Genomic DNA, 21,370 nt, shown 5'->3' with positions numbered 1-21,370 from the left:
CTATGCAATCTTTATCAAATAGAAAGAAAGTTATCGAGCAGAAACCCATGAATTTTTGGGAGCGCATGTATCTGCCTGCTATTGCAAAGGGATTAGGTATTACGATACGACATTTTTTTAAGAAAATTCCAACGGTGAAATATCCGGAGGAGCAGCGACCTTATTCGAAGAATTTCCGGGGACTGCATTCGTTGAAGCGTGATGAGGAAGGACGTGAACGTTGCACAGCCTGTGGCCTTTGTGCGCTTTCTTGTCCGGCGGAGGCTATTACGATGATCGCCGCGGAACGGACAAAAGAGGAGGAAAACCTATATCGAGAGGAGAAATACGCGGCCGTATATGAAATCAATATGCTGCGTTGTATTTTTTGTGGTCTGTGTGAAGAGGCTTGTCCGAAAGAAGCGATCTACTTGGATGGTCCACATGTGACGGCGGATTATGTAAGAAAGGATTTTATTTACGGGAAAGACAAATTGGTCGAACCTGCATTTGATATTAGGAAACTAAACCCGGAAAAAACGAACTAGCATGTCTCTATTTTATTTTGTTGCATTTGTTGCTATTTTTTTCGCGTTGATGACGATCTTCACCAAAAATCCAGTACACAGCGTACTGTATTTGGTGGTTACGTTTTTTACGTTGACGGTTCATTATATTTTATTGAACGCGCAATTTCTGGCTGTAGTCAATTTTATCGTGTATATGGGAGCCATTATGGTGCTCTTTTTATTTGTCCTCATGTTGCTGAATCTAAATGGGGATACGGAACCTATGAAATCCAATTTGGTGAAGATTATTGGGGTTATAGCAGGGATGTGTTTGTTTGCGACAATCTTAGGGTCGCTGCGGGTGATAGAGCCATCCAGTGAGGTCGTCACCGGTAATACGGATATAGGACTTGTGAAACATTTGGGTAATGTGTTGTTTAACGAGTTCTTGCTGCCTTTTGAGATTTCGGCAATTTTATTGTTGATAGCGATGATCGGCGCGGTATTGTTGGCAAAAAAGGAAGTTAAAGAGATTAAAAAAGCATAATGGAGAATATTGTAACGCAGATTCAGGGTGTTCCACTCAACCACTACATCATTTTTTGTAGTATCATTTTCGCTATCGGTGTTACGGGCGTACTTATCCGTCGGAACGTGATTATTATCATGATGTCCATCGAATTGATGCTGAATGCAGTCAATTTATTGTTGGCAGCTTTTTCGGCCTATCGGGGCGATCCAACAGGTCAGGTGTTCGTGTTTTTCATCATGGCATTGGCAGCAGCAGAGGTGGCTGTGGGGCTTGCGATTATCATCATGGTGTACCGAAACACGAAATCGGTGGATATTGAATCGTTGAGTAAATTGCGTTGGTAATTGAATAGAAGAATTTTTACTAAGAAACTATATGTCTGAATTAATTTGGCTGATCCCATTGATACCTTTTATAGGTTTTGTAATAAACGGCTTAATGGGTAATCGTGTGCCGAAAGCGGTTACGGCTATTGTGGGCTGTAGCGTGGTGCTCGCTTCTTTTGTGTTAAGCTTGTTGGTTTACTTTGAAGTCGCGGCTGCGCGTGAAACCGGTGCTTCCGGAGAAATATATGTACATCTCTTTGACTGGTTTACAGTAGGCAAACTGCAGGTCGCGCTTTCTTTTCTGGCGGATCCGTTGAGTGCTATTATGCTCTTGATTATTACAGGTGTAGGGTTTTTGATTCATCTGTATTCCTGCAGTTATATGGCCGGTGATGCAGGATTTGGTAAATTCTTTGCCTATCTCAATCTGTTCATCTTCTTCATGACCATCCTCGTGCTGGGTTCTAATTACCTGGTCATGTTCATCGGATGGGAAGGTGTGGGTCTTTGTTCTTACTTGTTGATTGGGTTTTGGTTCAAAAATGCCTCTTACGCCTCGGCTGCGAAGAAAGCTTTCGTCATGAACCGTATCGGGGATTTGGGCTTTCTTATCGCGATGTTCTTTATTCTGGAAACTTTTGGTAGTTTGGAATACGGAACGGTATTCGCCGCTGCGGCAAGCATGCCGGTGGGAAGTTCCACACTACTCGTTATTACACTCTTGTTATTTGTGGCGGCAACCGGTAAATCTGCACAGATTCCGTTGTTTACCTGGTTGCCGGACGCGATGGCCGGCCCTACACCGATGTCCGCCTTAATTCACGCGGCAACCATGGTGACGGCAGGTATCTATATGGTCGTCCGTTCGAACATCTTGTTTACGCTTTCTCCGGTGACGATGGAGATCATGGCCGTTGTCGGTTTGGCAACAGCGTTGTTGGCAGCTTTTATAGCGATTACGCAAACCGATATTAAAAAGGTATTGGCATATTCTACGGTATCTCAACTGGGATACATGTTTCTGGGCCTCGGGGTAGGTGCGTTCACCGGGGCTTTTTTTCATGTTCTGACGCACGCGTTTTTTAAAGCATTGCTGTTTCTTGGAGCAGGATCGGTCATCCATGCCATGCACGATGAGCAGGATATGCGCCAGATGGGTGGTTTAAGAAAAGCGTTGCCCGTCACGTTTATCACGATGTTTATCGGAACAATTGCGATTAGTGGAATTCCACCGTTTGCCGGATTCTTCTCTAAAGATGAGATATTGGCACATGCGTTTCAGCATCAGCCTGTTTTGTGGGCAATCGGCTTCCTCACCGCTCTATGTACGGCGTTCTATATGTTCCGTTTGTTATATCTGACATTCTTCGGAAAGTTTCGGGGAACGGAAACACAGAAACAACATTTACATGAATCGCCTTGGCAAATGACAGTGCCGCTGATTGTTTTAGCGATGTTATCGGTCATTGGTGGTTTTATCAATATTCCCGAAGCACTGGGTGGACATCATAGTCTAGCTGCATTCCTGGCACCGATCTTTGAAGCGGGAAGTGCCCGTGCGGAGGCGTTGACATTAAGCCATAGTACGGAGTACCTGTTGATGGGGATATCCGCCGGTGGTGCGTTGATTATGGCGTTTGTAGCTTACAATCGGTATGTGAAGAAAGAAACCCTTCCTGCTGCTGATACACAAGCATCAAAAGGATTGCATAGGCTTTCCTACCGCAAGTTATATGTGGATGAATTTTATGATACGCTTATCGTACAACCATTACATAAATTATCGGTCGGCTTTTATAAATATGTAGATCGGTTGGGGATTGATGGATTTGTGAATGGGGTGGGCGACTTTTTTATCGGAGCCGGAAAAGGCGTAAGACAATGGCAAAGTGGTCATGTCGGGTTTTATATTATGATGATGGTGATCAGTGTGATAGCGATTATGCTTTACGCGGTATTTAATATTTAGACAGACAATTAAACAATGAGTAACCTATTTATATTAATATTAGTACCTGTTATTTCGGCAATAGTATTATGTTTTGTGAGGGATGCGGTACGGGCAAAGTGGATAGCACTATTGGCTGCGCTGCTTGAATTGGGGCTTTCCATTCCTTTTCTGTGCGGGTTTATACCGGACGCGAGTATACAATTCGAACAACGTTGGATGTGGGTGGAGTCGTTGGGGATTCAGTTTCATATCGGTTTAGATGGTATCAGTCTACCTATGCTATTGTTGACCAATGGGTTGATTCCGCTTATTGTGCTCTCTTCGTTTAGAAAAGCACATAAAGGAAATTTTTTCGCATTGATTTCGTTTATGCAGGCGGGGCTATTGCTTGTATTCCTGGCATTGGATGCGTTCACGTTCTATGTCGGATGGGAAGTAGCCTTAATCCCTATTTATTTTATTTGTGCCCTGTGGGGGGATGGTGATCGTATTCGCATTAACCTTAAATTCTTTGTTTATACATTTTTCGGAAGCTTGTTGATGTTGATCGCACTTATTTATCTATACAACCAAAGTGCAACACCGAGCTTTGAATGGAGCTCTTTTGTGGCCTTGGAATTGTCTGAATCGACGCAACGCTGGATATTCTGGGCATTCTTCCTGGCGTTTGCCATCAAGATCCCGATTTTTCCCTTCCATACCTGGCAACCCGATACGTATACACATGCGCCTGCAGCTGGAACGATGCTATTGGCGGGTATCATGCTTAAAATGGGGGTATACGGATTGATTCGTTGGTTATTGCCTGTCGCTCCACTTGGTGCATTGGCGTATAGCCAGGTGGTCATGGTGCTCTGTGTTATTGGTATCGTATACGCTTCTATCATCGCTTTTAAACAGCAGGATGCTAAACGTTTGATTGCGTATTCTTCGATTGCGCACGTCGGACTTATCTCTGCGGGTGTTTTCTCTTGGAATACGGAAGGATTGCAGGGGGGCATTATCCAGATGGTGAACCATGGATTGAGCGTGGTGGGATTATTTTTTATTATTGATATCTTACAGGAACGGACAGGAACGCGTACGCTTGCAGAATGGGGAGGGATAGCCAGTAAGGCACCTCGTTTGGCAACGGTGTTTCTTATTATTCTGATGGGTGCAGTAGGCTTGCCGTTAACGAACGGCTTTATTGGTGAATTTTTGCTATTGAAGGGGGTTTTTGATTATGGTGTATGGTATGCTGTATTTGGTGGACTGACCTTAATTTTGGGCGCAGTATACATGTTGCGTTTGTATCAGAAATCGATGTTGGGATCTTTACCAGAACGTTATGAAGGTGTATTAGATATAAAGGGATACGAAGTGTTGGTACTGGCGGTTATCGTGTTTTTTACGCTTTTTTTAGGGATATGGCCGAAAGCGATTTTACAGCTTTCAGAGGCGTCTGTAACGAACTTATTGAATCAAATTAAATTTTAATTAGCGATTGTAGAATATTATGGGGGCAATTATTACATTGTGTATTTTGGGGATCGTGGTGTTATATCTGGGCTTATTCAAAGCGAAGAATGCGCTACTTCCTGTCACCTTGCTGGGATTGGTCGTGACAGTAGGTTTTCTGGTGGCAGGATGGAACAACGAAGCGCTGCCGCAATTTCACGGGATGGTGATTTTTGATCGCTTAGCATTGTCTTTTTCGATCCTGTGTGTGATAGTTACAGGGTTGGTTATGCTGCTTTCTAAAGAATATTTTAAGAATATCAGTACCTATCTTTCGGAATATTTTTGTTTGATTATCTTTTCGTTGCTGGGGGCATTGTTGGTCAACTCCTACCATAATTTTGCCATGTTGTTCATCGGTATTGAGGTGATGTCTGTGGCCTTGTACATCCTTGTGGGAATCCGGAAAACGGACCTGGCTTCGAATGAAGCTGCGCTCAAGTATTTCTTGATGGGGGCATTTTCGACTGGTTTTCTCCTTTTTGGGATCACACTCTTGTACGGAGCTTCCGGAACATTTGATTTAACGGAGTTACAAGCCTATGTACAAACATCGTCCGATATTTCTCCTTTATTTTACGGTGGCGTATTGCTATTGCTTTGTGGCTTGTGCTTTAAAGTTGGTGCGGCTCCTTTCCACTTCTGGACACCGGACGTATATGATGGAGCACCGATATTGATCACCAGCTTTATGAGTACGGTTGTAAAGGTTGCTTCTTTTGTCGGATTCTTAAGGTTGTTCAGCACGGTGTTGATTCCGTTGCATGATTTTTGGACGCCGGTATTGCTTACGATTATCATTATTACGCTATTCGTGGGAAATATCACGGCATTGCTCCAGTCTAGCTTTAAGCGGATGATGGCCTATTCGAGTATTTCGCATGCAGGTTATATGCTGTTCGCTATCGTATCCATTGGTGCGATGTCCGCATCGGGTATGCTCGTGTACGCCGCGGCATATTCGTTGGCTTCGGTAATCGCTTTCGGTGTGCTTATTTTGGTGAAACGTAGCACTGGCTCGGAGAGCTTTGAATCATTTAACGGCTTGGCAAAAAGAGAGCCTATGTTGGCCCTCGTGTTGACTATTGCGATGCTTTCCCTTGCCGGTATCCCTTTGACGGCAGGTTTTATGGGAAAATTTATGCTATTCAATAATGTAATGGGATCCTATAACATCACACTGCTTATCCTTGCTGTTATTAATGCGGCTGTCGGGGTATATTATTACTTGCATGTAGTGGTGAATATGTATTTCCGCAAAGCAGAAGAGGACGTAATGGAGCAACATGTGCCCGCCAGCTATAAGATTGTATTGGTTGGTGCGGCTGTATTGACACTGATCATTGGTGTCTATCCGGATAGTATTTTGGGATTTCTATAGTCATGACTGTGTAGCGTAAAAGAGACTCCAACAAAGTCTTATTGTTATAAAAAAATCAATTTCATTTTAATCTTATTGTACAAATTGTATCTTTATGGCAGTGCCATTTTGGATATGAGTAGAATAAGCTTGCTGAAATTGTTGATATGGATATTTGCCCTTGGCGTTGTCACACAACAAGGCGTGGCTCAACAAAAAATCAGTGGAACAATTATAGATGATGTAACAGAGAAAGGCGTTCCGCAGGCGAGTATACAGGTGCGAGGGACGTCAGACGGGACATCCTGTGATGCTACGGGACAATTTATCCTAACCACAACGAGTCCGTTTCCGCTGCGACTCGTCGTATCTGCTATTGGCTATAAAGAGCTGCTACTCTCCGTTGATTCCGCTCAACAGCATATGTATATTGCACTGGAAAGTGATAAGCAGCTTATTGATGCGGTGGAAATCTCGCGCCGGCAGAAATATCGGAATCGCAATCCTGCGGTGGATATTATCCACCAAGTCATCAAACACAAACGTTCTAATCGTTTGGAAAACCAGCCTAAGTTGTCTTTTCAACAGTATGACAAACTCCAATTTGGACTCGTAAATCCGTCGGAACAGTATAATAAGCGGATGGGAAGCTTAAGCTTTTTTTTCGATAATGTGGATACATTGACATCGCCGGGGAATAAACTACTTACCATTTTTATGCAGGAGCAGCTTAGTGATGTCTATTCCAAGAATGATCCCAAGGCGTTTAAAAAGCGGGTGAAATCCATCAAGCAGACAGATTTTGACGACCGATATGTGAACAACCACAATATCCAATCGTATTTATCCTATCTCTTTCAGGATGTAGAGATTTATGATGAAAATATATTCCTGATCAATAAATTATTTCTCAGTCCGATAGCCAACAATGCAACGGTTTTTTATAAATATTATATTGCGGATACGATTGATACCGATGATGGCCGTTTGATTGAATTAAACTTTGAGCCGAGAAATAAAACGGACCTGTTGCTTAGTGGTAAATTACGGATAACAACAGATGGACGGTTTGCGGTGCAGGGGGCGACCTTACGGGCGAACAAGGAAGCGAATCTGAATTGGGTAAATGATATAACGATTGACTTGCAGTTTCGTCCGAATGCAGAACGGTATATGTTCTTGGAGCGTAGTGATGTGGATATTATGTTTGGGACGAACCGAAGCGATGCCGTATATGGCCGGAAGACTACGCATAACTATGACTACGATTTCTCTCCGTCTTTCTCGGATGATGTTTTTAAAGGAGCTCCTACGGAGATATTGAAAACAGCGAAAGACAACCAAGTGCTTGTTCAACAGCAACGTCCGGTAAAGCTATCGAAGGTGGAAAACCGTGTTTATGCTAATGTAGATTCTTTGAACGATAACCGTACGTTTCGGACAATGCTTGCTGCCGGTTATCTGCTGGCACAAGGGTTCTATCCGGCGGGAGCAGTAGAATTTGGACCGTTAGAATATCTGTATTCGCGAAATAATATTGAGGGTAACCGGATACGGCTTAGCGGACGGACAACGCTCGGGTTTTCGGAGAAAGTGTTCATCGAAGGATATTTGGCGTACGGGACGCAAGATGGCGCAATGAAATATTTCGTACGACCGACATTTTCCCTTAATGGCAAATCAGTAGCTACTTTTCCAGCGCACTACTTGCAAGTAGCGGTGCAGCATGATATTTTCGATCCGGGTAGAATGCTCGGTTTTAAAAAAGGAGACAGTTTTTTTCAGTCCATACGAAGCAACCGGCCCACGAAATGGATGGACACATATGCGTATCAACTTAAACACTTGATAGAATTTGGCAATCATGTGAGCCTGCAAAGCTCGCTTATCCATCATCGTAGACGTGCAATAGGGGATTTACAATTTATTTCGTCGGGCGACGAACCCCACCACATACCCCATATAAACACCAATGAGTTGGAATTTATACTGCGATGGGCACCAAAAGAGAAATTCTACTATCGTAACTTGACACGTAATACCATTATCGAAAAGTATCCCGTTTTTACGCTACAATATAATCGCGGGTTAAAGGGGTTTTGGAGTGGTGATTATACTTTCGATGCGGTGCGTGGTTCGGTGTCAAAACGTTTTTTCTTAAATCAACTCGGTTTTGCAGATATGACATGGAGTGGTGGAAAAATCTGGGGTACGCTTCCTTATCCGTTACTGGAAATGCCAAATGTGTTTCGTGATGAGGACACGCGTCATGAAATTGATTTTTCAATGATGCGTAGCATGGAGTTTGTCGCCGACGCGTATATCCGTATGGCATTTGAACATCAATTGGAAGGGTTTATCTTGAACAAGATTCCATTGATCAAGAAACTTAAGCTCCGGGAGATTTGGGGTGCGAAGATGTTTTATGGAAGATTGAGCGATGAGAATAATCCGTATATTAGTAAAGATGTAGTCCATTTTGATACGGATGCGGATGGCAATATCATGACACACGTATTTGATAACAAGGTACCCTATTGGGAGGGAAAAGTGGGCATTGATAATATTTTTCGTCTGCTGCGCGTTGAGTATATACGTCGGTTGAACTATGCAGCATTACCGAATGTCGATAAGGACAGGTATCGGGTAAGCCTTCATTTAAATTTCTAATGTGATGCAACCATCATGATTTATCCGAACCTCGCAGGAGTGAAAAATCTGATAGCTTCATCACCTTTAAAAATAATTTATTACGATGAAAAAAACACCTACTTATTTTCTATTGGAGATCAAACATAAAACGGCTTATATCACAGTGAATAGACCGGATAAACTGAATGCGTTGAATACTTCTGTCTTGAAGGAGCTTACGGAAATATTGGCCGGGCTAAAAACAAATGATGATGTGCGGGGTATCATTTTGACCGGGGCAGGAGACAAAGCTTTTGTGGCTGGTGCCGATATTAAAGAATTTCAGGAGCTTTCGCCCGATGAGGCCTGGCAGTTGTCGAAATCGGGGCAGGAAGAGGTGATGGATGAATTGTATACCTTTCCAAAACCGGTGATCGCGGCCATCAATGGGTTTGCGTTGGGTGGAGGCTTGGAGTTAGCCATGGCCTGTCATATCCGTGTGGCTAGTGAGCTTGCAAAGATGGGGCTTCCGGAGGTTTCTTTGGGGATTATTCCGGGATACGGCGGCACACAACGATTGCCGCAACTGGTCGGACGCGGAAAAGCGTTGGAGATGATTATGACCGGTGAGATGATTGATGCAGCGGATGCATGGCAATGGGGGCTGGTTAATTACGTAGTACCTTCAGCGGAATTGATCCCTGCTTGCGAGAAGCTTTTGGAAAAAATGTACCAGCGTTCGCAAACGGCGATCGCGGCGGCTATCCGTACGGTGAATATCGGGCTTATGGAACCGGAAAAGGGATATGAAGAAGAAATGGATGCGTTTGCAGATGCTTTTGATACGCCGGATTTTAAAGAAGGGGTAGCAGCTTTCTTGGAAAAACGAAAACCAAACTTTTAATATGTTTGTTCATATGTTATAGATGTTATTAACTGTATGAACAATCCTGTTTTTTCCCAAAAAGAGAGAAACATTATTATTCTCTTAATCGTCCTGACTTTGGGCGGTATTCTCCTGTATGCTACGCGAGGAATTTTTGGTGCTTTTCTCGGTACGTTGGTTATGTATACACTCTTCCGTACACTAAACATTTTCTTTATCGAGAAATGGCGATGGCCGAAACCTTTGTCTGCCGTGGTTATTATTATCCTTTCTATTTTTATTATCGTTCTTCCCTTTGTAGGTATTGGTAGCATGTTGGTCCGAAAAGCAATAGAACTACAGGAAAACCCGGTTTGGATAAAGCAGATTATCGATGCGATCAACAAATTTGCGGGCGATACCTTGGGAAAGCCGGATTTGCTGAAAGAACAGCTCCAGTCAAGTGCCGCTTATTTCGGAACATTGCTAACGGCGGTTTTGGGTGGAGCAGCTAATGTATTTATCGAGGTAACGGTGATGTATTTCATCTTGTATTTTCTGTTTATCAACTACCAAGGGTTTGAAAGTGGTATATTATACTATCTGCCGTTTGATGAGGAGCAGGCGGTGGTTTTTGGGTCAGAACTAAAAAATATCACCTATTCTAATATTGTGGGACAAACGATCATTGCGATTGTTCAAGGCGGATGTCTGGCAATCGGCTTTTGGATATTTGGGGTTAATGATGCGTTATTCTGGGGTGTTATTTGTGCCATTCTGTCTTTTATTCCCCTTTTGGGACCGCCATTAATTTTTGTTCCCGCTACGTTGATACTGCTTTCTCAAGGACAAACTTGGCAAGGAATAGGATTGCTTATCTGGGGTTTCGGCTTGGTGATTAATATTGATAATGTGCTCCGTTTTATTATTAACAAAAAGATCGGGAATATCCATCCGCTGATTACCGTAATCGGGGTGATTATTGGGCTTCCACTTTTCGGTCTTATAGGCCTAGTGTATGGCCCTTTATTGCTGGCTTATTTTTTAATAGCGGTGAAGATATATAAAGCGAATAAGCGTCTATCGCTAAAACGAGAGCAGCTAGAAAAGAGAAAAGAATAAAAAACAGGCTGTATCAAAAGTAAGAATACAGCCTGTTTTGACTCGCTATCTTTTCAATAACCTTTCTGGGAATTGGCTCACCTTTTCTAAGGTGAGTTGCTGCATTACCTGATATAATTGTGCTTTAAACAAACTGATGGTATGCTCGCCACCTTCGTCGCCTAAAGCACCGACACCGTACATGAACGGACGGCCCATAAAGTTAAAATCGGAACCTACGGCATGAGCCCGGGCGAGATCGACTCCGGAGCGTATTCCGCCATCTAGCATGATTTTTATTTTTTCTTTGTAAGTTGGATTGCTGGCGAGGTGTATTAACGAATTGATAGATGATTCTCCAGCATCTATTTGGCGTCCTCCGTGATTGGATACAATCACGCCGTCCGCACCGATGCTGATAACCGATTCCATATCTTCATCGCTTGTAATACCTTTTACCACGAGTGCGCCTTTCCAAATATCACGGATAGCTTTTACTTTTTCAATATCAACCTTGCCGGTAAAAGTACGATCCATAAACTTACCTAGTTGCGCAAGATCGAGTCCCTTTTCCATATAAGGTTTTAGCGTGGCGAAAGAAGGTATGCCGTGCTGCAAAGTTTTGATACCCCAAAGTGGGCGCATCATAGCTTGGGTGATATTGGCGATATTCATCTTGGGAGGCATGGACAAACCGGCTTTGATTTCACGGTAGCGAAGCCCAAAAGACGGAACATCGACCAAAACAACCAATACAGGGCATTCTACTGCCGCCAAACGACGCAAGATATCATCGCGAAGCCGGTTCTCTGTCGGGTGGTACAATTGAAACCAAGCCTTACCTTCCGATACCTCGGCAATACGCTCGATACTGCTGGTGGATACCGTGCTCAAGGTATATGGAATATCATGTTTGGCCGCGGCTTTCGCCAAGATTTCGGGTGCATTGGGCCACATCAATCCTTGGAGACCAATGGGAGAGATGCCGAAAGGTGCGCTGTAGCGCTTTCCGAAAAGCTCAACGGACATGTCAATATCGCCCGATACACGAAGGTATTGCGGTTTAAGCACAATGTCGTCGAAATCACTTTCATTTTTTGCTAAGTTCCATTCTTCATTGCAGCCTCCTTCGAGGTAATCAAATGCGAATTTTGGAATCCTGGATTTTGCTTTTTTCCTTAAATCTGCGATAGAAGGATATTTTGAATTATATCGATATACGATTTTCCCACTCATTTCTGAAAAAGTAATTTAAAAAAGTCTAGCGAATATACACACAATTTCCATATGTACTGTCCTGTTGTGTGTCGCTCGAGCCGTTAGGCTGTTACTTTTTTTTTCCGCAAAAAAAGTAACCAAAAAAACTCGCCACTTTAAAATTTTGAAAGAGTGGGTAGTGCATCTATAATATTTTTACATATTTCAAAATTTTACATGTGGCATTCAGAGGTTAAAGGAGGATTGTGCAATTGTATTATCCCTTCTTAACTTTTGAGGCCGCATCCGAATGTTTTACAACTGTACAAACTCATTCCTAGTACCATCCCTAGTGTAAAACATTCGAAGCGGCGATTTTTGTGCTCCTTTTTCTAAAAAAGGAGCATAAATAAAATTTGGTGAAACCCCATTTTATTCTTATCTTAGCCCTGCTTATAGAGAAAGGCCGAGGGAGTAGACCCAGTGAAGCCTTAGCAACCTGTCTCTTGACAAGGTGCTACATTCTACTCCTGATTGGGAGAAAGATAAGCTGAGCACACTCGTTCTGGTGTCCTTTTCTCCAAAGCAAACAGTAAAAAGAATTTAAACACAACACGTACATATTTATGTTATTAACAAACAATTTAGGGTACCCGAGAGTGGGTGCGTTCCGCGAATTGAAAAAGGCCAACGAAGCGTATTGGGCTAAGAAAATCAGCGCGGAAGAATTATTGCAAGCTGGACTTAAAATCCGTGAAGGCAACTGGAAGACACAACAGGAAGCGGGTATCGACTTAATTCCATCCAATGACTTTTCGTTTTATGACCAAGTATTGGATTTATCGTTGACAGTAGGAGCTATTCCGGCTAGATACAACTCTTTGTTAAACAAAATTGACCGCCAATATAACTTAGATTTATATTTTGCGATGGCACGCGGTTTCCAAGAGGAAGGTGTGGACGTCACGGCGATGGAAATGACGAAGTGGTTTGACACAAACTATCACTATCTTGTTCCGGAATTTACGAAAGATCAAGCGTTTAAATTGACGTCTGAGAAATTCCTGAACGAATACAACGAGGCGAAATCATTGGGTATCGAAACAAAACCCGTATTGATTGGCCCCATTACTTATCTATTAGTAGGTAAAGAAAAAGAAGAAGGCTTTAATCGGATTGATTTGATCGATCGATTATTGCCGGTTTATGAAGAAATTTTGGGCAAACTGGCTGATGCAGGTGCACAATATGTGCAGATTGATGAGCCTTTCTTGGCTTTGGATATTGATGATGCTACGCGCACTTTATATAGTAAAGTGTTTGAAAAATTAGCGACAGCTGCTAGAGGTATCAAATTAATTGTGGCGACTTATTTCGAAGCACTCCGTGACAATGAGGAAACAGCGGTAAACTTACCCGTTCACGCACTTCACCTTGACCTTGTTCGTGGAGAAAATCAACTAGATACTGTTTTATCAAAAGTTCCTACATCCTTAGCGCTCTCTTTGGGTATTGTGGAAGGTAGAAACATTTGGAAAAACGACTATGAAAAATCGTTGGCAAAAATTAAACAAGCGGTAGACGCGCTGGGTGCTGACCGCGTATGGGTAGCCCCTTCCTCGTCTTTGTTGCATGTTCCTTTTGATTTGGACAACGAAGATAATGAAGAATCTTTACCTGCTGAGGTTAAGAACTGGTTAGCTTTTGCAAAACAAAAGTTAGCAGAAGTAAAAGATTTAGCCGTGTTGGCTGATGGTGAGGTAGATGCGAAAACAACTGAACGTTTTGAAGCGAACAAAGCAGCTGCGGAAAGCCGTCGTACATCACCTTTAATTCACAGACCGGAAGTAAAAGAACGTACGGCAAATATTACAGATGATGATGCGACACGTACTTCTCCGTTCTCTGCCCGTAAAGCGGCGCAACAGACGAAATTTAATTTGCCGGCTTTTGCGACAACAACCATCGGATCTTTCCCGCAGACGAAAGATGTTCGTAAGTGGAGAGCAGACTTGAAAAAAGGTACGATTACACAAGAACAATACGATAAAGAGATTGCGGAAGAGACGGAAAGAACAATTCGTTTGCAAGAAGAACTTGATATTGACGTGTTAGTACACGGCGAGTTTGAGCGTAATGACATGGTGGAATACTTCGGTGAGCAGTTAGCAGGTTATGCGTTCACTAAAAATGGATGGGTACAGTCTTATGGTTCGCGTTGTGTAAAACCTCCGATTATTTATGGTGATGTTCATCGCCCTGCGGATATGACCGTTCGTTGGTCTGCTTACGCACAATCCTTAACTAATCGTCCGGTAAAAGGAATGCTGACGGGTCCGGTTACGATTTTGCAATGGTCATTTGTACGTAACGATCAACCGCGATCAACCACGACTTACCAAATTGCTTTAGCTATCTTGGATGAAGTACAAGCATTGGAAAAAGCGGGTATTAAAATTATTCAGATTGACGAGCCGGCTATTCGTGAAGGACTTCCTTTGCGTAAGGCTGATCAGCAAGATTATTTGAACTGGGCTGTTCGTGCATTCCGTGTTTCTTCCTCGAATGTGGAAGATGATACGCAGATCCATACGCATATGTGTTACTCCGAATTTAATGATATCATTGAAGACATCGCGGCAATGGATGCGGATGTCATTACGATAGAAACTTCGCGCTCACAAATGGAATTGCTTGACGCATTTGCAGGAGATTTCAAATATCCGAATGATATTGGTCCTGGTGTGTACGATATTCACTCACCACGTGTGCCTAGCACCGAGGAGATGGTACACTTGCTACGCAAAGCAAAAGCGGTCGTTCCTGCGGAACAATTGTGGGTAAACCCTGACTGTGGTTTGAAAACCCGTGCATGGCCAGAAACCAAAGCGGCACTCGAATCTATGGTAGAAGCCGCGAAAATATTGCGTGCGGAATAATGTAAGCGATAATTAGTATTATAAAAGTAGACGCAGCTCGAAGATTTTTCTTCGGGCTGTTGTTTTTTCATAAACGTAGAATTAACATTTTTTTTACAATAGCGGGTAGATTACTTCAAATAAGCTTAGTAATTTTGCAGGGCATGTTATTTAAGATTATTCATTCCATCGTGTTGCTGTGCTACTTGAATATTCTGGTTTATCAACCGGAGACAGGGTTTGCTATGCGTTATGACGATTCGCTGTTGAATGGCGAATCTCTCTTGGAGATTGTTCTAGATGATGTGTTGGCGCTGCCGATCGATAAAGACGCGGCAGATGTGGAAATACTATACGACGAATATAGGTCGTATGAATACCAAGTCTTTTCCTTAACATTTTTCGTATTGGTGTTGGCTGTCCTGTTTTCCTTTAAGCAGTTGGCGTCCTATGTAAAACATCCGGTATACGACGGAAAGAAACGACGTATTATACCGGGCTATTACACGCACTTGTATAGGCTACAACCTTTTTAGCCTTTTCATTCCCAATAGTTTCCCAAATCTTCGAATATTTTCGTAGATGTTAGCGTTTGGTTTTCGTCCCAATGCAGTAATAGGCAGAAATGCGTATACTTTTTTATTGATTTTCGAATATTTTTTTCTTGTCAATATGAATAAAAAGGACGCTAAAAATAATGTTTAAACACATTGCCTATTTCAAAAGGTTTCAAGTTTAATATAGGTTGATCATTTTTTAAGTAATAAATAATATAGTACATGAAGACACGTTCATTGGTATTCCCGGCAGTAGGATTGGCATTATTTGCTGGTAGTTGCACCGTTAAGAGTACGGAAAATAGTGCAGAGATGGTGAAACAGGTACCTGTGGTAAGTCTTACCGTAATGGATACCACCGTTTATAAAGAATACATTGCAGATATTCAGGCCACGAAAAATGTGGAGTTACGCTCGCGTTTAACAGGATTTTTGGAAAAGATATACGTAGATGAGGGTGCGCTGGTTAAGGCAGGCCAAGTTCTTTTCCAACTGAACAATGAAGAATATAAAGCAGATTATGCAAAGGCAGAGGCAGCGCTTAATATTGCCATTTCCGAAGCTAAAAAGGTAGAGTTAGAGAAGGAACGAACAAAGAAGTTGGTGGAGAAAAATATCGTATCTACGACAGAGGCCGATCTTATAGCCGTGCAATATAAGGCCGCACTTTCCAAAATAGAGGAAGCTAAAGCGGTGAAGAACCAGATGCAAACCAAACTCTCCCAAACGCTTATACGGGCGCCTTTCAATGGACGAATTGACAGAATTCAACTTAAGGAGGGTTCTCTGCTGGAGGAGGGATCTTTAATAACGACCATATCCGATTTAGGGAAAGTTAACGTTTATTTTGATATTTCTGAATCAGAATATCTCGATCTGGCTAGTGATTCCAATTTCCGTAGCAATACATTTAAGCGGGCTGTAAAGCTTGTTTTGGCAAATGGCGAGGAGTATCCGCATGGTGGAGAAGCAAAAATTGTAGAAAGTGAGTTCAATCCTGGAACGGGTTCGATCTCGCTGCGTGCAAAATTTCCGAACGCGGAAGGGTTATTAAAACATGGCGCTTCAGGTAAGATTGCTGTGCCCGTATCGACAGGTGACACGAAGTTTGTCCACCAAAAATCGGTCGTGGAGATTCAAGACAAAGCATATGTGTATGTTGTGGATAACAACTCTACCGTGAAAATGCAACCCTTTCAGGCGGGAGCGCGTGTAGGACATTATTATATCGTCGAAGGGGGCCTCGATGATAATCAAATGATTGTATTTGAAGGCGTTCGAGGGCTCCGCGATGGTATGAAAATACAGTCTGTGACACAGCAGTAATACGATTGGATATACACTAATTTTTAGCAAATAATTTCATGTTTGAAACTTATATAAAACGACCGGTTCTTTCGTTGGTGATCTCTATTTTTATCACCCTGCTGGGACTTCTAGCCTTATTTACCTTACCGATTACACAATTTCCCGATATTGTACCGCCATCTGTGGTGGTAACTGCAAATTATACCGGTGCGAATGCCGAAGTGAGTACGGATGCAGTAGCCATTCCTTTGGAACGGGCAATTAATGGGGTCGCTGGTATGACATCCATGAACACCGTTAGTACGAATAACGGAAGTACACTGATACAAGTGACTTTTAATGTGGGAGTGGATCCAGATATTGCCTCGGTGAATGTTCAGAATAGGGTGGCAACAGTGCTAGATGAGCTTCCAGAGGAAGTTATCCGTGCTGGGGTTATTACCGAGAAAGAGGTAAACAGTATGTTGATGTACCTCAATATTTATACGACTGACGAAACAGCCGACGAACGGTTTATCTATAACTTTACGGATATTAATATTCTGAAAGAGTTAAAACGGATCGAGGGGGTGGGTTTCGCTGAGATCATGGGTTTCAAAGACTACGCTATGCGGGTGTGGTTAAAGCCGGATCGTCTGGCGGCATACCAGATTTCTACCGAGGAGGTCATTGAAGCATTACGCAGGCAGAATATCGAGGCAGCTCCCGGACAGACCGGAATCGGTTCGGATAAAACTGTGAACATGCAGCAATACGTGTTGCGTTATCCTGGACGGTTTACAGAGCCTGAAGAGTATGAAAATGTGCCTATACGGGCGAATTCGGATGGTTCGATTCTGCGGATTCGGGATATAGCCGAGGTGGAGTTTGGTTCGCTGGAGTATGAAATGGCGTCAAAAGCCGACGGTCGGCCATCGGCCTCTATTATGATGAAGCAGCTCCCGGGATCGAATGCACAGGATGTAATCCAGCGTGTTAAAGACCGTATGGAAGAGTTGAAGGTGATGACTTTCCCTCCGGGAATGGAATTTAGTATGGGATACGATGTTTCCCGGTTTTTGGATGCATCCATGTCTAGTGTGATAAAAACGTTAATCGAAGCGTTTATCCTGGTTTTTTTGGTCGTGTTTATCTTCCTGCAGGATTTTAGAGCAACGATCATTCCCATCCTTGCGGTTCCGGTAAGTTTGATAGGAGCCCTGTTTTTTATGTTGATGATGGGTTTCTCTATTAACTTGTTAACGTTATTTGCACTCGTCCTTGCCATTGGTATCGTCGTGGATAACGGCATTGTCGTGGTAGAAGCCGTCTTTGCCAAGATGGAGGAAGAACATTTACCTCCTATGGAGGCAACACTTGCCGCTATGAAAGAAGTAGGCTCGGCAGTTATCGCTATCACCTTAGTGATGTCCGCTGTGTTTATCCCGGTAGCGTTTCTTTCCGGACCGGTGGGGGTGTTTTATCGTCAGTTTTCGCTGACGCTGGCGGCAGCTATTGTGATTTCGGGAATTAACGCGTTAACCCTGACACCGGCCCTGTGTGCACTTATTCTTCGCTCGCCGCACGATAAAAAAGAATCTAATAGTTGGTTAAGCAGATTCTTTAAAAAATTTAATGCGTCCTACGATAAAACCGCAGGTGGTTACAAAAAACTATTGACCCGTATTGCGGGGCGCAGGATGGTAACGGTGGGCATGCTTATTTTCTTCTTTATCGCCACGTGGGGCGCCAGTAGCATATTGCCATCGGGTTTTATTCCTACCGAAGATCAGGGAATGGTGTATGTCAACGTCACAACGCCGCCGGGAGCTACGGTAGACCGTACAGAACGGGCATTGAATGAAGTGGACGAGATCGCCCGAAGCTTGGAGTCGGTCGAGACCGTATCTACACTTGCGGGATACAGTCTTTTAACGGAGGTGTCAGGTGCTTCTTATGGCATGGGAATGATCAACCTTAAACCTTGGGATGAACGTGATGTGACGGTGGACGACGTTATGCGGGAATTACAGGAGAAGACAGCGCATATAGCGGACGCCGAGATTGAGTTTTTTCCACCACCGACCGTTCCGGGATTCGGTAATGCTTCAGGCTTCGAGTTACGATTATTAGACCGCAGTGGAAATGAAGATTTAAATCAAACGGCAGAAGTTGTCGAAGAATTTATAACGGCTCTTAACAACTCGGAAGCCATAGAAGGGGTGTCCTCTAGTTTTGATGTGAGTTTTCCGCAATATATGCTAGAGGTGGATTATGATATGGCTGCTAAGCGAGGAATTTCAGTAGAAAATGCCATGACTACCTTGCAGACATTAATGGGAAGTTTTTATGCGACCAATTTTATTCGCTTTGGGCAGATGTATAAGGTTATGGTACAGGCCGATCCACATTACCGGCAACGTCCGGAGGATGTCTTAAATCTATTTGTAAAAACAGCAGATGGAGAAATGGTGCCGTATTCTTCTTTCATCCAAATGAAGCGTATTTACGGACCGGAGCAGATAACGCGGTATAACATGTTTACATCGGCCATGTTAAATGGACAGCCGGCACCAGGATTCAGTACGGGACAGGCTATTGAAACGATTCAACAGCTGGCGGAACAATTGCCTCAGGGATATGTAATCGAATGGGCGGGCATGACACGTGAGCAGGTTATTTCGGGGAATCAGGCAATCTATATTTTTGCCCTGTGTTTGGTTTTTGTGTATTTATTGCTTTCGGCGCAATATGAGAGTTTCTTGTTGCCGCTTCCGGTTATCCTTGGATTGCCAGCAGGTATTTTTGGCTCTTTCTTGTTTCTAAAGTTGCTAGGATTGGAGAATGATATTTATGCCCAGGTGGCCTTGGTGATGTTGATTGGTCTACTCGGAAAGAATGCCATCCTCATTGTAGAATATGCCGTGCTAAAACAAAAACAAGGTATGAGTATATTACAGGCAGCGATCGAAGGTGCTTATGTCAGGCTACGCCCGATATTGATGACATCGTTCGCGATTATCGCTGGATTGATACCGTTGATGCTGGCTTCGGGTGCAGGTGCTATTGGAAACCGAACGATCGGTACGGCATCTGTTGGCGGGATGTTAATCGGGACGTTATTTGGCGTAATTATTATTCCGGGATTATATGTTCTATGTTCGCGTAAGAAAAAGGAAAAGAAAATAAAGAAGGAGAGTGTGGCAACCAACGTCTTAACATTATTGGCCGTTACCGGATTGATTGTATCGTGTAGCGTACCAAAGCAGTTGGAAAAAGGAACACATGCTGAACTGCCCACGCAATTTAATGGGGATAGTCTGACGCTAATAGATGCAGATACGTCAAATATCGCTTACCGGCCTTGGAAAGATGTATTTACGGATCCGTACTTAAAAGAGTTGATCGATTCGGCATTAGTTTATAATTATGATTTGCAGCAAGCTGTGCAGCGGATCGAAATTGCACAAGCGAGCTTTAAACAACGAAAAGCCGCTTTATTGCCTAGCTTAGACTTGGCAGCCGAAGCGGGATTACAGAAGTATGGATTCTATACGGAAGAGGGTATTGGGAATTATGATACTGGCTTTTCCGAGAACTTGAAAGACGATGAACAGATTCCTGAAATATTACCGGATTATTTTGTAGGCGTTCGGGCGTCTTGGGAACTGGATTTATGGGGTAAATTACGTGCGCAGAAGAATGCTGCATTTAATAGCCTGCTAGCAGAAAATGAAGCGAGACGACTTGTGGAAACCGAATTGGTGACCAATATTGCGTCTGCGTACTATGAGTTGCTGAGCTTGGATGCGAAGATTAATGTTTTTAATAACAATATCGTATTGAATGAGCAGGCTTTGGAGATCACGGAATTACAGAAAGATGCGGGTCGTGCTACACAGCTTGGCGTACAGCAGTTTAAAGCTTTTTTGGCAAATTCACGAGGAGAGCGTGAACGTATTAAACAAGAAATTGTGCTGTTGGAACATCATATTAATTACTTAACTGGGCGATTTAATACAGCGGTTCAACGAACAGAAGTTGGATTTGGCGCGCAACCTTTGTTTGAAAAATTGGACGTAGGAGCACCTTTTCAAATGCTAGCCTTGCGACCGGATATTAGGGAAGCATCGTTTCAACTTATCGGCGCAGAGCAGGATGTGAAATTTGCAAAAGCCGCATTCCTTCCTAGTGTTGTATTGTCCCCATTCGTCGGTTTACAGGCGTTTAGTTTTAATAAGCTTACAAACATCGAAAAGTCATTGACGTATGGGTTGACAGGTGGACTGACAGCGCCGATTTTCAATCAGCGTCAGCTTAAAAGCCAGTATGAAACCTACAAAGCGATGTATGGACTAAGCTTTTTGGAATATGAAAAGCGGGTTCTTAATGCCTATAACGAAGTTTCGAATGCTATAAAAACCCAAGACCATATCGAGCAACGACAGCAGTATATCCAAGAGGAAGTGGAGGCACTCAAAGGTGCCGTGGCTGCGGCGAATGAATTGTTTATTGCCGGACGTGTATCTTACCTGGAAATTATTACGGCACAAAAAGATGCGGTAGCCGCTGAATTAGATGAGGTGGAAGTACAGAAAGAAGAATTGTTGAATGAGATTGTCATTTACAAAGCACTTGGAGGAGGTTGGCAATAGGA

General features: G+C 43.1%; 14 protein-coding genes and 1 riboswitch. Of the genes, 13 read left to right on the top strand and 1 reads right to left on the bottom strand.

The window, feature by feature from the left end:
- Window positions 1-2 precede the first annotated feature (2 nt).
- From EWE74_RS15915 to EWE74_RS15875, 9 genes are all read left to right on the top strand, one after another.
- Window positions 3-527: a NuoI/complex I 23 kDa subunit family protein gene (locus tag EWE74_RS15915; protein WP_130142593.1), complete on the top strand. Its 525-nt coding sequence runs from the start codon at window positions 3-5 to the stop codon at window positions 525-527.
- A gap of 1 nt (window position 528) precedes the next feature.
- Window positions 529-1,035, top strand: a complete 507-nt coding sequence (locus EWE74_RS15910) for an NADH-quinone oxidoreductase subunit J family protein (protein WP_130142592.1) — start codon at window positions 529-531, stop codon at window positions 1,033-1,035.
- The gene (gene nuoK / locus EWE74_RS15905; protein ID WP_130142591.1) at window positions 1,035-1,364 is read left to right on the top strand and encodes an NADH-quinone oxidoreductase subunit NuoK; all 330 of its coding nucleotides are present in this window, start codon (window positions 1,035-1,037) and stop codon (window positions 1,362-1,364) included. The genes EWE74_RS15910 and nuoK overlap by 1 nt, the downstream gene beginning before the upstream one ends.
- A 31-nt stretch (window positions 1,365-1,395) precedes the next feature.
- Window positions 1,396-3,315: an NADH-quinone oxidoreductase subunit L gene (gene nuoL / locus EWE74_RS15900; RefSeq protein WP_130142590.1), complete on the top strand. Its 1,920-nt coding sequence runs from the start codon at window positions 1,396-1,398 to the stop codon at window positions 3,313-3,315.
- A gap of 15 nt (window positions 3,316-3,330) precedes the next feature.
- Complete coding sequence (locus EWE74_RS15895) at window positions 3,331-4,776, top strand: complex I subunit 4 family protein (protein WP_130142589.1); 1,446 nt, start codon at window positions 3,331-3,333, stop codon at window positions 4,774-4,776.
- Between the two features lie 19 nt (window positions 4,777-4,795).
- Window positions 4,796-6,178 carry an NADH-quinone oxidoreductase subunit N gene (locus EWE74_RS15890; protein WP_130142588.1) on the top strand — a complete coding sequence of 461 codons (1,383 nt, stop codon included), beginning with the start codon at window positions 4,796-4,798 and terminating at the stop codon, window positions 6,176-6,178.
- A 114-nt stretch (window positions 6,179-6,292) separates the two neighbouring features.
- Entirely contained in the window at window positions 6,293-8,827 is a 2,535-nt protein-coding gene (locus EWE74_RS15885) for a DUF5686 and carboxypeptidase-like regulatory domain-containing protein (RefSeq protein WP_130142587.1), read from the top strand.
- A gap of 85 nt (window positions 8,828-8,912) precedes the next feature.
- On the top strand, window positions 8,913-9,692 hold the full coding sequence (locus EWE74_RS15880) for an enoyl-CoA hydratase/isomerase family protein (protein ID WP_130142586.1): 780 nt from the start codon (window positions 8,913-8,915) through the stop codon (window positions 9,690-9,692).
- A gap of 36 nt (window positions 9,693-9,728) precedes the next feature.
- Complete coding sequence (locus EWE74_RS15875) at window positions 9,729-10,775, top strand: AI-2E family transporter (protein ID WP_130142585.1); 1,047 nt, start codon at window positions 9,729-9,731, stop codon at window positions 10,773-10,775.
- A 45-nt stretch (window positions 10,776-10,820) separates the two neighbouring features.
- Here EWE74_RS15875 and EWE74_RS15870 read toward each other — a convergent pair whose 3' ends face one another.
- Window positions 10,821-11,990 (bottom strand): alpha-hydroxy acid oxidase, encoded by a 1,170-nt coding sequence (locus EWE74_RS15870; protein ID WP_130142584.1) that lies wholly within the window; start codon window positions 11,988-11,990, stop codon window positions 10,821-10,823.
- A gap of 411 nt (window positions 11,991-12,401) precedes the next feature.
- A riboswitch (SAM riboswitch) is annotated at window positions 12,402-12,503 on the top strand.
- Between the two features lie 74 nt (window positions 12,504-12,577).
- On the opposite strand from EWE74_RS15870, the gene metE reads away from it, so the two are divergent.
- From metE to EWE74_RS15850, 4 genes are all read left to right on the top strand, one after another.
- On the top strand, window positions 12,578-14,890 hold the full coding sequence (gene metE, locus EWE74_RS15865) for a 5-methyltetrahydropteroyltriglutamate--homocysteine S-methyltransferase (RefSeq protein WP_130142583.1): 2,313 nt from the start codon (window positions 12,578-12,580) through the stop codon (window positions 14,888-14,890).
- A gap of 143 nt (window positions 14,891-15,033) precedes the next feature.
- Window positions 15,034-15,405: a hypothetical protein gene (locus tag EWE74_RS15860; protein ID WP_130142582.1), complete on the top strand. Its 372-nt coding sequence runs from the start codon at window positions 15,034-15,036 to the stop codon at window positions 15,403-15,405.
- A gap of 243 nt (window positions 15,406-15,648) precedes the next feature.
- Window positions 15,649-16,752 (top strand): efflux RND transporter periplasmic adaptor subunit, encoded by a 1,104-nt coding sequence (locus tag EWE74_RS15855; RefSeq protein ID WP_130142581.1) that lies wholly within the window; start codon window positions 15,649-15,651, stop codon window positions 16,750-16,752.
- A gap of 38 nt (window positions 16,753-16,790) precedes the next feature.
- On the top strand, window positions 16,791-21,368 hold the full coding sequence (locus EWE74_RS15850; protein WP_130142580.1) for an efflux RND transporter permease subunit: 4,578 nt from the start codon (window positions 16,791-16,793) through the stop codon (window positions 21,366-21,368).
- The last annotated feature ends 2 nt before the right edge of the window (window positions 21,369-21,370 follow it).

Origin of the sequence: Sphingobacterium corticibacterium (genome assembly GCF_004208525.1) — a bacterium.
GTDB classification, from domain to species: Bacteria; Bacteroidota; Bacteroidia; order Sphingobacteriales; family Sphingobacteriaceae; genus Sphingobacterium; species Sphingobacterium corticibacterium.
This window is presented reverse-complemented; position numbering and strand designations above follow the sequence as displayed.

Excerpts from the sequence above, each read along its gene's own strand:
- EWE74_RS15915 (WP_130142593.1), top strand. The coding sequence starts at position 3 with ATGCAATCTTTATCAAATAGAAAGAAAGTTATCGAGCAGAAACCCATG.
- nuoL (WP_130142590.1), top strand. The coding sequence starts at position 1,396 with ATGTCTGAATTAATTTGGCTGATCCCATTGATACCTTTTATAGGTTTT.
- EWE74_RS15850 (WP_130142580.1), top strand. The coding sequence starts at position 16,791 with ATGTTTGAAACTTATATAAAACGACCGGTTCTTTCGTTGGTGATCTCT.
- EWE74_RS15860 (WP_130142582.1), top strand. The coding sequence starts at position 15,034 with ATGTTATTTAAGATTATTCATTCCATCGTGTTGCTGTGCTACTTGAAT.
- EWE74_RS15890 (WP_130142588.1), top strand. The coding sequence starts at position 4,796 with ATGGGGGCAATTATTACATTGTGTATTTTGGGGATCGTGGTGTTATAT.
- EWE74_RS15855 (WP_130142581.1), top strand. The coding sequence starts at position 15,649 with ATGAAGACACGTTCATTGGTATTCCCGGCAGTAGGATTGGCATTATTT.
- EWE74_RS15870 (WP_130142584.1), bottom strand. The coding sequence starts at position 11,990 with ATGAGTGGGAAAATCGTATATCGATATAATTCAAAATATCCTTCTATC.
- EWE74_RS15880 (WP_130142586.1), top strand. The coding sequence starts at position 8,913 with ATGAAAAAAACACCTACTTATTTTCTATTGGAGATCAAACATAAAACG.
- EWE74_RS15885 (WP_130142587.1), top strand. The coding sequence starts at position 6,293 with ATGAGTAGAATAAGCTTGCTGAAATTGTTGATATGGATATTTGCCCTT.
- nuoK (WP_130142591.1), top strand. The coding sequence starts at position 1,035 with ATGGAGAATATTGTAACGCAGATTCAGGGTGTTCCACTCAACCACTAC.
- metE (WP_130142583.1), top strand. The coding sequence starts at position 12,578 with ATGTTATTAACAAACAATTTAGGGTACCCGAGAGTGGGTGCGTTCCGC.
- EWE74_RS15875 (WP_130142585.1), top strand. The coding sequence starts at position 9,729 with ATGAACAATCCTGTTTTTTCCCAAAAAGAGAGAAACATTATTATTCTC.
- EWE74_RS15910 (WP_130142592.1), top strand. The coding sequence starts at position 529 with ATGTCTCTATTTTATTTTGTTGCATTTGTTGCTATTTTTTTCGCGTTG.
- EWE74_RS15895 (WP_130142589.1), top strand. The coding sequence starts at position 3,331 with ATGAGTAACCTATTTATATTAATATTAGTACCTGTTATTTCGGCAATA.